At 39.4% G+C, this 13,075-nt stretch carries 9 protein-coding genes; 1 reads left to right on the top strand and 8 read right to left on the bottom strand.

Features of this window, described 5'->3' with window-relative positions; genetic code table 11:
• The first annotated feature begins 222 nt into the window (after positions 1–222).
• A complete protein-coding gene (locus ACO1XM_RS17990) occupies positions 223–588 on the top strand; it encodes a hypothetical protein (protein WP_486231557.1) in 366 nt (121 codons plus the stop codon).
• A 146-nt stretch (positions 589–734) separates the two neighbouring features.
• On the opposite strand, the gene ACO1XM_RS17985 is transcribed toward ACO1XM_RS17990, so the two are convergent.
• From ACO1XM_RS17985 to ACO1XM_RS17950, 8 genes are all read right to left on the bottom strand, one after another.
• Entirely contained in the window at positions 735–1,817 is a 1,083-nt protein-coding gene (locus ACO1XM_RS17985; RefSeq protein WP_486231555.1) for a DUF6544 family protein, read from the bottom strand.
• A 764-nt stretch (positions 1,818–2,581) separates the two neighbouring features.
• Entirely contained in the window at positions 2,582–3,337 is a 756-nt protein-coding gene (locus tag ACO1XM_RS17980; RefSeq protein ID WP_486231554.1) for a DUF6090 family protein, read from the bottom strand.
• A 422-nt stretch (positions 3,338–3,759) separates the two neighbouring features.
• Complete coding sequence (locus tag ACO1XM_RS17975; RefSeq protein ID WP_486231552.1) at positions 3,760–4,620, bottom strand: SMP-30/gluconolactonase/LRE family protein; 861 nt, start codon at positions 4,618–4,620, stop codon at positions 3,760–3,762.
• Positions 4,621–4,767: 147 nt separating this feature from the next.
• Positions 4,768–6,675, bottom strand: a complete 1,908-nt coding sequence (locus tag ACO1XM_RS17970; RefSeq protein ID WP_486231550.1) for a toxin-antitoxin system YwqK family antitoxin — start codon at positions 6,673–6,675, stop codon at positions 4,768–4,770.
• Positions 6,676–6,818: 143 nt separating this feature from the next.
• Positions 6,819–8,288: a glycoside hydrolase family 30 protein gene (locus ACO1XM_RS17965; protein WP_486231548.1), complete on the bottom strand. Its 1,470-nt coding sequence runs from the start codon at positions 8,286–8,288 to the stop codon at positions 6,819–6,821.
• Between the two features lie 24 nt (positions 8,289–8,312).
• Positions 8,313–9,776 (bottom strand): glycoside hydrolase family 30 protein, encoded by a 1,464-nt coding sequence (locus ACO1XM_RS17960; protein WP_486231546.1) that lies wholly within the window; start codon positions 9,774–9,776, stop codon positions 8,313–8,315.
• Entirely contained in the window at positions 9,776–11,200 is a 1,425-nt protein-coding gene (locus ACO1XM_RS17955) for a glycoside hydrolase family 30 protein (RefSeq protein ID WP_486231544.1), read from the bottom strand. Before ACO1XM_RS17955 ends, ACO1XM_RS17960 begins: the two co-directional genes overlap by 1 nt.
• Before the next feature lie 83 nt (positions 11,201–11,283).
• On the bottom strand, positions 11,284–13,041 hold the full coding sequence (locus ACO1XM_RS17950; RefSeq protein WP_486231542.1) for a hypothetical protein: 1,758 nt from the start codon (positions 13,039–13,041) through the stop codon (positions 11,284–11,286).
• Positions 13,042–13,075 lie beyond the last annotated feature (34 nt).

Below are 13,075 nucleotides of genomic sequence, written 5' to 3'. Positions count from 1 at the left end.
TTTCTTATGTGTGCCTTGCATTGAGTAAAAATATGTCTTTGTTGAGTTTGTGATTTTTTTACCAGAAGCAAACAATTAAATTAATAATACGATTATTTAGCCCAGTCTAAGTGGTCGGTGAAAACACCGACCACAGGCTAATGTAAAAGCAAAAAACCTGAAATTGTCAGTATAATGCCCACACTGAACATAATAATGTGAAGCAATGAAATGTCCCTAACCATGATTACTTGTATTACTATCCATCCACTCAGCAGAATTCCTTGGACAATAACCAATAATGAAGCGAAAGGCTTTTTCTTGAAAACGACATACGCTGCTATAAAATCCAGGATTCCATTAACGATGAGCAATACTATTCCTGGAATTAAATATGAATCAAATGGCGAATCCTTTATGTATGAAAAACTCATGCCCATCTTATGCCCAGATGGGTCAATAATAAATAACACACCTGCCACAGTCGCATTAATTGCGGTAAGTAGTAATAGAGAAATTGAAGTAAAGTGCAAATATCGTTCAAAAGAAGAACCCATTGAGTTAGTAAGTTTATTGAATGTTATGAATTTGTTTTCAGTCTTTTCTTGATGCCCTTCATACATTTGCTCATCATTACAATATCATCAAATCATTAAATAGGTTGTATTTCTCTGGCAACAAGCTCATTGAATTTCTTTTTAGGTTTATAAAATGTCTGTAAATATGTCGCGATAAAAGAATCCATACCAAGGCCATTAATTATATTTTAAATCCGTTAGTTCAAACGTTCCATAACACAACTCTCTGTCCGGATAGGAATAGATTGTTTCTGCATAACCCGCCAATTTGTAGCCATTTACTTCTTTGTAGTTTTTTAATGGGGTTGCCCACGGTAATTTTCTACCAACATCTGCATTATATCTATCATTGGATTTGAAATTGACGAGTTCCCCTGCTTCATTGAAATATAAATCAGCTGAAATCGTTATTCCATTGTTCTTGAAGGTTGCCTTAACAATATTATCTTCAATTTGCTGCCATGATATTCGCTTGTCAATTAATGTTGCCGGTGCCATACAACACATGTCATTAAAAAATGTAACGGTTTCTGCTTTATCCATTTCTTCATTATCTTGATACTGCACCTTAAACAGCGAGAACAACCGAATATCCATAAAGGCATCTCCATTCTTGAAACAATGGTACCCTGTTACTGGAAGATTTTTCATTGTAGCTTTCATAAAGAACAGACGGGTAGGAGTTTCCATAAAGTTGTTTTGCTCGGAAGTAAAGGGCATCCATTCCGATTCTTCGTTTTTTCTTATTTTGCCATCAAACTTTATTTCAAAGTGGTTTACTTTGGGTTTACCAACTGACCGCGTATAGCGTAAGTATTTCTTTACCGGTTCTGGTAGTAATTGAATGTCTGCCTCTGTCAGATCAGAATTTTGAAAATAATCTTTCTGCTGCAGAGCACTTTCCACATCACTTTTATATTTTCCGTAATAACTCCAGGCACCATAACCAATAATAGACGCAATTAGAATAATTATGTTTAGAATGGTTCCAAACTTCGCATCGTGCCAGCTCATTACGATCACAAATTGAGAGATCAGTACGGAAAGTATGCCCAAGATTGCCCAATAGTCCTTCCTAAGCAGAAAAAGTGTAACCGTTGTAACTAACATGAGAGCAGCTAACAGCCATAGCAAGCCAATGAGCTTAGAAATTGGTATAACTAATTGTTTCATTTCAGCATATTGAAATGCCTTTGCAAAGCCCATGAAATGAATAAGGCCATGAATCAATATTAACACAGCGAAAGTAATCCTTACCATAATTTTAGAATTTACAATGATTAAGAATGTACAAACCAATTTACCGGAAGCCTCAATGTAACAGGTTAAGGATAATTTTCTGGTATCCTGCTTCAGACAGACCATAATAGGTATGTCCAAATTCAGGAAATACATCTACTTGCGAGATAAAAAATATCTTATCACTTGAATTGAGTCAACTAAGTTGCATTATGCCAACTTTGAAAACCATGATATCAGTAAGGTAATCGTGTGATTTTTATCAACTGGATATCATGATATCTTTTGAGGGTAGAAATCTATTCTTGATTCGGATGGAAATCTCTCTAAAATGCGAAGGGTGGCTATGATATTTTTGCCTTTGGTTGGTGTTTTCACCGGCCAACTAGTTTCTTTCTTAAGTATACCTTACAATGAATAAAAAAGCATGTCTTTGTTGAGTTTGTGATTTTCTTACCTGAAGTAAACTATTAAACTGGTAGTACAACTATTTAGTCCAGTTTAAGTGATCGGTGAAAACACCGACCACAGGCTAATAAAAAAGCATGTCTTTGTTGAGTTTGTGATTTTCTTACCAGAAGTGAACTATTAAACTAGTAGTACGACTATTTAGTCCAGTTTAAGTGATCGGTGAAAACACCGACCACAGGCTAAATCCTAAAGAACTACTCAATAGCTAGCATACATCAAGTTTCTAGTAAAACGTATTTATATACTGATTCACTATAATGCCTGAGAGCCACTATGCTCATTCCATACCTGCCAAGTGACGCTGAGAAGGATATTTAGTCGTTAACAATAGTATTGATTTTTGATATAATTTTCTCAGCAAGCGGTATTGCTTTAGAGTACTCTTGCTTTAGTCTTAGGCTCAGCCAATGTCTATCCATAATTAATGCCTCAAATTTTCTGTCATTTAAAAATTTCCCTTCATCTATAAAAGGTAATTTTCTAGGATCGTCTTTAAAGTAAGGCTTAAGTATCGAGTATGGGTTCTTTACGTGGTAAGCTTCTGGATAGTGTTCATAAAAATGAGGTTCATATTGCTCATTCAAAAAGGTTTTTGTAGCATTTTCGTAGTTTACAATTTTATCACATTGCCAATAATATTGTAAGATATCTTGCTTTAAATCGGCATCAACTAGTCCGAATAGCCCTGAATCATTCAATCCTTCAATTCCTGTTTTAGTAAGGTAAAACTTAAATGAATTAAGGCTTACAACAATATCCATTCCCGTTTGATCGGAGATTTTTTCAATTGTTTGAATCTGCTTAATTAATGATTGAGTGCTCCTGATGCCAGCCTCAGATGATTTCATTACAGTATCTAATGCAATAATATCTGTCTCCAGATTTAATTTTATGTTGCCATAATGTTCTCTGAGAATATTTTTATTTTTAGCAGATTCTTGCCAGTCATTCACTTGCACTGCAAGCATTATTCCAATAACTACCAGCAGGATTTCTCCAATTGCGTATGAAAAATAATTCAAGGTTTTACCAGACCTTCTCCTGTTTACTATTTTGGTTAATAATCCCATAATTATGCTACGCTAAATAAATCTGTGGAAAATCTTTCAGCCTTGATTTATGTTTAAAATCCAATTATTAAATACAAAAGACTTGTCAGTCTACAGTTCATTCAATTTTTCATACAAGCCAGTTTAGTACAAACTTGTGATTTATTAATTCACTATTCCCAGGCTCCATTACTACCACCTACCGACTATTTCCACTTGCAGCATGTATATCTTATCTATCACCTATTTGATTGCCCGTATCTACTAACATCGCCAACTTTTGTTCTCTTATCCAAATTAATCATTAAGGCGGTGGCTTCCGCAGCAAAAATGTATTTTACTTCTGCCTTTCCTTAGTATCCGGCAAAAAAAAGCTGTTGCCAAAGGGCTGCTTTTCGCATTACCTTCGGCAACAGCTGCTATTTTGTAAACGCTATTTCAGCTTATTGGCTCACTTCGTAAGCCACTACTTTATTTTTAAAGAAAGTAGGTACTAACAACAATCTCTTTTCAGCGATGTATTCAATATCGGCTGCGTTAACGCTTTCTGCACTGGTGTCAAGCAACAAGCTGTTCTTCCACTCAGGACTTACATAGGTTACTTTACCCGTCCAGCTGGAAACAAGGTAGCCACCTTCCGTTAGTGCTTCAATACCGTCACCGGCATCAATGCTGTCAGTCTTTAAGGTTATTTGTTTGCCTGCATCGATGGTGTTGAATACGCCTGTAGCAAAAGAAACCATTTGCAGGTCTGTGCCTTCGCTCAATAAACCGTTTACGCCTGCCACACCCGAAACGTATTCAGACACAACGCCATTTTCTAACACAAGGATATTGCCAACATTAGAATCGCTCACGTACACTTTACCATTCGCGTCAATAGTCACATCATTTAAAAACTGTGCGCTATCCACTACATAGGTATTGGTAATGGTGCCGGCAGCGATGTCAATTTCGTGAATGCGGTTAATGTCAGAAACGAATAGCTTACCATTGTAAATGCCCATGCCTTTAGGTGCATCCATACCACTAACCCATTGTGCCTGAACAATCTTGCCATCTAAACCCAGCTTGGCAATAAAACCATTGCCATCTTTGTCAGTAGGGGTTCCGTTGATATTGGAAACATATAACACATCGTTTACTGAATCATAAATGACAGATTCACAAGTTGTTAAAACTGTGTCTGTTTCCCATTTCAGGGTAAGTGTGGGTATTTTAATTTCTGCTTTTTCTTCTTTTTTAGCAGGCTGGCAAGCCATAAAGGCTATTGCGAACACTAAAATCAGTAGTAAATTTTTCATTTTATATTTTGTTTAATGTTTAAACACTGAAATTTCAAAACGGTTCTGTTACTGTCTAATTTTTCCATTTACCTGCTACACCGGGCTTTTTCACTCACTGCCTGGCATTGGAAAAGCTTACATGGCAAAATCATTTTCTAAAGTTACCTAATCTTCATTCAGTTCGCTCTTCTCAAGCTTTCCATTGGCATAGTATTCGGTCCTGATTAAGCCCCCGGTTTCATCGTAAAAAGTTTGTTCTCCAACTTTTTTACCCTCCTTATACGTAATGGCTGACTCAATCTGGCCTGTTTCATAAAACCACTTCCACTCTCCTTCTCGTTTATCGTCAGTAATTACTCCTTCAAAATTAATTGTTCCACCTTCGAAATATCCTCTGTAAGGTCCGTTTAATATTCCATTTTCATAGGTCATTTCAATCATTAAAGTCCCCATTTCATTAAATATTTTCCATAAACCTTCGTGCTTACCTTCTTTTACGGTACCTGTTTCAAGTACAAGTGTATCCAGATCATTATACCGTTTAAAAATACCGTTACCAGCTTTTACCTGAAGATTACCATTGGGATCCCATGTATTTACAAGCTTTGACTCTCCTTTTGTAAAACTGTACTCCGCTGATTTTTTACCTGAGGAATAATAACTGAACCATGTCCCGCTTCGATAGCCATCCACAATTTCACCTTGCTCAGCTATTTTATTATCAACTGTATAGCTTGTATATCTACCCAGACCCGCAGTAATCATCTGCTTTCCTTTATCATCCCAGCTATTCAAAATTTTCACAAACTTGTCGTTTGTAAATTCAAGTTCTTCATACTTAGCACCATCCTCTCGCCAATAATTCCAAAGGCCTCTATTTTCACCTTCGTCATAACTACCCATGGAACTTAACTGACCGTTAGGGTAATAATATTCCCACGCTCCACTTTGTTTGTCGAGATAAAAATCACCCTTATGACTAAGTTGACCATCTTCATAGAAGAACTCCCAAGGTCCCTGTTGGCGTGCTTTATTATACGCTCCGGTTGAGCTTATCTTACCATTGGAATAGAAATCTGTCCAGGCACCATGTTGCACTCCTCTTAAAAAAGAACCCTTGCGATACAATGTTCCATCTTCATTATAAAAATGCCAGAGACTATCCTGTTTGCCATCTGTAAAATAACCGGTGTATTGTTTTTGGCCATTCTCCCAATAGTAAGTCCAGAAGCCTTGCTCTTTTCCATTTTGCAATTCACCCTGAAAGCGCATGGCACCTGATTCATAGTAAGTGGTTGTAGCTCCACTCGCCCCTTTACTTAAAAAGTGCATGGTAAGACCAATGGCAACAAACAAGACAAATACAACCGGAAGACGGTATTTATTCAACGGAGGGGCTATAAGTATTCCCTTTTTAGCAGCACTGAGCAGTTCATCTGTAATGAGGCGGAATGCAAACTTATATCCTTCATAGGCAGCAATACCATAGAAGAGCAGATCCATCGGTGAAAATGACTCACGATAAACTGAGAGAATGATGTCAAAATTTAACAGTGTTATTGTTTCAAAATAACCCAGAGATTCGCTTTGTGCAATAAAACCAATCTGACTTAGTAAATTTCCTAAGGCACATCCGGCCAGCGCAAAGAAGGCACCGATGTATCCGAAATGCTGATCGATACCACAGCCAAAATAGCGAACTGAAAAACCAACGAGCAGACCAACACCTATGGCCATGTAACCGATTTGATATTCAGTTGCAACCGTTATTACAGCCCAGATAACTGCACCAACAATTGCCGCAGCTAATCCTCCTATCACTGCAAAACCGACATCTTGTTGTTTGCGTAATAATTCATGAGCCTCCGCAGTAAGATTTTTTACCACTTCGTGATTTGGTGATGCTTCTACCTCCCTTTCCTCAATTTTTACTGATTCGTCAAGGGAGAAACTCGGGCAACTATTTTCAAAATCTGCGATGCGGTTGGTTAGCCCGCAAACTATTCCATGCTGGCCATCAAATTTTCTATTCAAGCAGCGCCTGCAAAATTCAAGGTGTTGATCTCTATTCATATAATGGTTAGGTTAAGGATAGTACATCGCTGCACTCAAGATTAGTTTTATCTAATCAATCCTAAATATAAAAAAGAAATTAAATTCTCCGATTATTGAATCTTTGAACAACTTCTCTTTCCGCCTAACCTATCAAATTATTACTACTTCATAACGATTGTAGAGATAGAATGCGGTAAAACAGTAATGGTTGATACTCTGCCATCAATTGACAACAGACATGAAATTTTCTTGGAAGTCTTATTCATAGCTACAACAACTAGACTATTGTCAGTATTTAAAAATGCTGTTGTTAATATTGAACTCCTGCTCGCTGATGTCTGCACACGTTTAGCACCTGGTCTTATAAATTTTGAGAAATGACCCAGGTAATAATATGCATTGGTGTAGATCAATTGTCCGTTTCGGGTATCGGCATGAATGGGTGCGAAACAAAAATTCTTAACATGATTAGGCCCACCGGTTTCATCCAGTAAAATATTCCAGTCTGTCCAGGCAACGGTACCATTGTTGAAGTCATTGATCATGGACTCCCCATAGCGTTCACCCAATTTCCAATTACTGGTGCTGTCTATAGAGAATGGACAATTGCATCCCTCAGTAAAGAAAAGATTTTTCTCAGGCCAGGATTCACTAACCTTTCTGACATTATCAAACATTTGTTTGCCTCCTGCCCAGTCTTCATACCAATGGAAACCCAGTCCCCAAATGTATTTAGCAGCTTCAGGGTCGCTGAACAAAGTCTCTGCGCGCTGGTACATTAAATCACGGTTGTGATCCCAGGCAATAATTCTCTTATCTGCAAGGCCTTCATTCGCTAAGGTTGGGCCGAGAAAATTCTTGATAAAATCACGTTCTTCTTCTGCTGTGAAAATGCAACTCTCCCAGGTTTGTTTGGCCATAGGTTCATTTTGTACAGTTAATCCCCAGATAGGTAAACCTTCTGCCTCGTAGGCCTTAATGAATTTAGCATAATAATTTGCCCATGTCTGGTGGTATTCCGGTTTCAGTTTTCCTCCACGTAACATATTGTTGTTGTCTTTCATCCAGGCTGGAGGGCTCCACGGGCTCACAAACAAGGTGAAACCACTTGTCTTTTCCTGTGCTTTCTTAAGCAGGGGTATGCGCAGCTGTTTATCATGCGCAATATCAAATGAAGTCAGCGCAGCATCATTATCTTTTACATAGGTATAACTCTCGCTACTAAAATCGGAACTGTTGATGTGTGTACGACCCAGTGTGTAGCCAATGCCAGTCTCTGCATTGTAGTAGGCATTAATAAACTCTTCCTGTTTATCGGCTGGCAGTTTAGCAAAAGTTTCCGCGGACGCATCTGTAATCGCACCCCCAATACCTAACATGGTTTGGAAGGTCTTTGTAGGATTAATGAAAATGGATACTTCAGTTTCTAAAGGCTGTGCATAATTACTGAAACTCAGTGTGTCTGTTATTGATAAGCGTAAGTCAGCCGTATCAGCGGTAGTATATTGATATGCTTCGTGTATGTTTCCTACTTGAAAAGAAGTTTCCTTCTTTTCTTCTTTAGGAGATGAGCAGTTTATCAATGCAAAAGAGGCAAATAGTAAAACCAGGTAAAGTGAAAAAGACTTCATTCTATACATATTAAAAAGTGTATGCTATAATTTCCAGGTGAGGGTGACGACTGATTTTGCAGGAATAGCGTAGGTAAACTGACCTGAACCTTGCTTTACTGCAAATGTTTTCATCGTATCATTATTGTTAGCAACAACCATGGCAAGGCTACCATCTGTATTGGCAAAAGCCACATAATCAACATTCGCTATATTTTCAGAAATGGTTGAAGCGATGCGATAAGCACCTGTTTGAATAAATTTGGAAAAATGTCCGATCGAGTAATACTCAACATTGCGTGTAATTGTTCCATCAGGCGCTATGGTGATGACACCACGACAATCGGAACATCCATTATTTTTAGGCCCGAAGTTTGGATCAAGAGCCATATTCCAGAGCAACACATTCTTTGACCAGTTTTTAGTTGTACCTATAAAAATGTTACTCATATTCCACTGCAGGTTATCGCTAAAATTCGTAGCCCATTCTCCTCCACTCACCTCTGTAAAATATAAACCTTTGTCAGGATGCGCATTGCGTACTGTTGTCATGGCGGATACATTTCCCGCATAAGCGTGAAAAGCCGAACCTGCTATGTATTGTTTTGCTCCAGCATCATTCAATACACTGATGGCATAGTTGGTATTATCCCAGTTATGGTCGTAGGCAATTATTTTTGTGTTCAGTGAGGCTGCCTGTAAAGCAGGGCCCAGATTATTTTTTACAAAATTAATTTGTTCAACAGCTTCCATGTGCATGCATGGGTATGCTGCCGTATAGTGTAAGGGCTCGTTTTGTGGAGTAATGGTTTCAATGGTAATGCCTTCTGCTGCATAACCTTGAATATATTTCACAAAATAGTCAGCGTACACTTCGTAACAATCTTCTTTCAGTTTGTTGGCTTGCCCATTCACATACTTCATGCTGCCATTTGTTTTCATCCAGGCTGGTGCACTCCAGGGCGATCCCATAATGTGAATATCCGGATTAACTGCCACAACCTGTTTCATCACACTGATCACATCAGCATCTTTACTCAATGAGAAATTTTGCAGGCTAAAATCGGTTTCACCAGCAGGCATATCATTGTAACTATAATCTTCCAGTGAAAAATCTGAAGCACCTATTGTAAGTCGGACATACGAAATACCAATTCCAGTATTTGAATCAAATAATTCCTGTAGTAAAGCATTGCGTCTACTGGCCGATAAATTTTTGATCAGGTGAGCTGATGAACCTGTCATGGCTGCACCAAAACCATCGATCTGCTGGTACGTTAGCGCTGGATCAATTGTAATTAAAGGCAGTGTATTCGTTGTTGGTTCTGTAATAGAAATGTCTCCTTCTTTGTTGAGCAACTTTGTTTTATCACCCGTAGTCAGCCACACACTTGCCTTACCTATTTCATTGGGCGATACAGGTGGACCAACAACAGGCCCGGATTCTTTATCACAAGCCTGCAGTAAGGTTAGTCCTGTCACCATTAAATAACATAATTTCTTCATCATCATTCCCAGGTATAGGTGGCCACAGCGCCTGCAGGTATTGCTACTATTAAATTTTTATTGTTCGATTTGATTGCGAATTTCTTTTCCACGTTTGCCTCGTTCACTACAATCAGCACGGTTTTACCTTCTGGTGTAACAAAGGCTACGTTATGTAAGTTGTCAGGTTCGTTGCTTGCAACCCTTACAGAACCTGGTCTTACAAATTTCGATGCTTGTGCTATAATGTAATATGAAACATTTCGTGTTATGCGGTCGCCAATGGTTAGCGCGCCCTGACACATGGTGCAACCGCCATCATCGGTATGCGGATTAAATTGCGGATCTGCTGCCAGATTCCATTCCAGCACATTACGCGACCAGTTGCGTGTAGCGCCAACAATCAATTCTCTGGTGTGCCACATTAAATCTCCATCAAAGGTACCTTCTGGTGAAGTCCATTGTTCTGTAAAATAGACATGTTTGTCGGGATGAGCGTCATGAACTTTTGATAACGCTTCAATTTCACCCAGGTATAAATGGAACGCTGAACCGTCAATGTATTTTTTGGCGTCTGCATCATTGAGTATTTCAATCGGATATTCAGGATGATCGCAATTGTGATCGAATACAATAATTTTTGTTTTGATTCCTGCTTTTTCAAAAGCCGGCCCGAGGTGTAATTTTACAAAGTCTGCCTGCTCACGAGCCGTCATTACCATGCTGGGTTTGTTCTTGGGATTTTCCGGTTCATTTTGAATGGTGATGGCATCCAGTGTAATACCGTGTGCAGCCATGCCCGTAATGTACTTTACAAAATAATCTGCGTATGCTGCATAATATTCTGTTTTAAGATTCCCACCTTTAGGACTGTTGTTGTCCTTCATCCACACAGGTGCACTCCAGGGGCTACCCATTATTTTGATGTCGGGTGCAAGTTGAATAATCTCTTTTAATATGGGAATAAGATGTTTCTCATCTTCCGCCAGCGTGAAAGCTGTTAATGCTTTATCTGTTTTACCTGCAGGCAGATCGTTATAAGAAAAAACATGATCATCCAGATCGGAAGCACCAATGCTGATACGCAGGTAGCTGATACCAATGTTGTTACCGTCAGACAGAAAGAGTTCCTTCAACAAGGCTGCACGTGTTGCTGTATCAAGTTTAGTGTAGAGCAGATAGGCACTCCCTCCTGTTAAGGAGTAACCAAAACCATCTATAGTCTGGTATTGCTGGGCTTCGTCAATTATAATTTTGGGTAATGCAGCTGTATCACCACTTACTTCTCCAATATCGATTTTCGCCAGTAAACTTTTTTTATCTCCTGTAGTAATCCATTGTTCTACACCCTCTGCTTTGATTACTACCTCTTTACTTTTCTGCTGGCAAGCAAAAAGTACTACTCCCAAAGCTATCGCAAGTAGTTGTCCATAAAAACTAATCTTCATGCTTTTGTCTTTAAAAACATCAGGAGCAGGAAGTCTGCCCCTGATGATTACCTGAACTAAACTTAAACTATTAAACTAAAAAACTACTGCTTTACAAATGTGTATTCACACGAAGTAAAATCATCCGTTACAACAATGCTTGCATTGTATGTTCCGTTGGATACAATGCCTGTAAAGTTTGCACCGCCATTGGTCATCGTACCCGACAAAGCTGTGCCGGTAGTACCGAACTGCACTTCCCAAGGTGAATTAAACTTTGAGTGGAAGCCTGCTGAAAGTGTTCCGGTTACTTTAAAAGTATAAGGATGTTCGTAGGTCATCAATAATTCCTGGCGTGCATCCCAGCCTCCTCCAACTTCATCCCAATGGAATAATTTGATGTTGTAGTATTTCCAGGCCAATCTTCCGGTTTCAAAATTTACGCTTAACTGATAAGCCTGATCACGTGCCACAGCCATTTCGCCATCATTCACTTCTCCGTAGCTTGTGCCAGAGCCATCGCTGGCTGAATTGATGGAATATGTTTTACTCGCTTGCAGTGCCCAGAATTTTACTGAATTAAAGGTGTTAGCATCTTTTTCAAATGTCCCGACCATTACTCCATCCGCCAGCAGGTATAATTCATTTGGCACATTGTACTCACCAAAAACGAAATTGCCACTCACTGCATCTCCATCGGGGTTAGCAGTTTCACCAATGATGGTGGGTGTAGGTTCAGGCTCGCCTTGCTGCTCAAGTAAATAAGTGTACGCATCTGCAGCCAGGTTGAGTGTTACCTTATAAGTTCCGATTTCAGGGCCGGGTACGTCTTCAAATGCCTTACCCATTCCAGCGGCCTCTGATTCCATCACAAGATTTCCCCTGGTGTTGTTTGCATTACCACTGTTTACAATACGTTTCAGCAAATAGCCCCAGTCACCATTGGCGCGGAAAATGCAACCCGCACTTGCGTATGGTTTATAAAACTCAATGGTTGTTGTCCACACACTATTGCCTTGATAAGTCAGCGGCACGTCTCCACCCCAACCGCCTTCAACAGCATCGCCTACCAAACTCCAGCGATCAATTTTTAATAACGAATAGGTGTTGCTATTTAAATTAACAGTAATGCGGTATTGACCTGTTTCAGGTGCTGTAATGCCTGCGCCACAACCTTCCAACGTACCTTCTTCACCACCAAATAATTTTGAAGTTGTATTCTTTTCATCACGGAAGAAATAAGTTTTACCTGCTGTCAGTGTAGTGTAAACATCAAAAATATTAGTCACATTGCCTTCAGCATCTTTATGGGCGCGCATGGGTGTTGCCGCTGCTACATCTTCACCCGCTTCGGTTGCTGCACCGGTAATGAACATGGTCTCAGGCATGTATTCATTTTGGAAACGCTTCATACTAAAGGCTTGTTTTGCAGTAGTTGTTTTGTCGATTGACTTCGCCACCACTACCCACTCAAGATTCACCACTGCACCCGCTGGGTAACAACGTGTCCACAAAATGTAATCAAGCTGCTGCGCTGTTGTCTCTACAAATGCGTTCTTCCCGGAATTTCCTGGTGTTAATGTCAACAGGGCATTTTCAACGCCAGCACTACCTGCCGTTACTACATATACCGTATACTGAACAATAAAGCGACTGCTGGCTGATGCCGGTTGCCACTCAAAACGAACTGCCGCAGCCGGTAAGTTATCTTCCAATACTACATTAGCGTTAACAGCAGGTGTAGTCGGTACGGGCGTTGACAATTCCCAATTGCCAACGGGATCCATATTGCTTTCTTCGCCACAGGACAAAACAATGCCTGCAAGTAGAATGAAGCTGAAAATTATTTGTATTGCTTTCATGTGATCTGTCTTTTAATAATCTCAACCATTAGTT

The sequence above is a fragment of the Chryseotalea sp. genome (assembly GCF_057350905.1).
The sequence above is the reverse complement of the archived record's forward strand: the minus strand, read 5'-3'. Positions and strand labels throughout refer to the sequence as shown.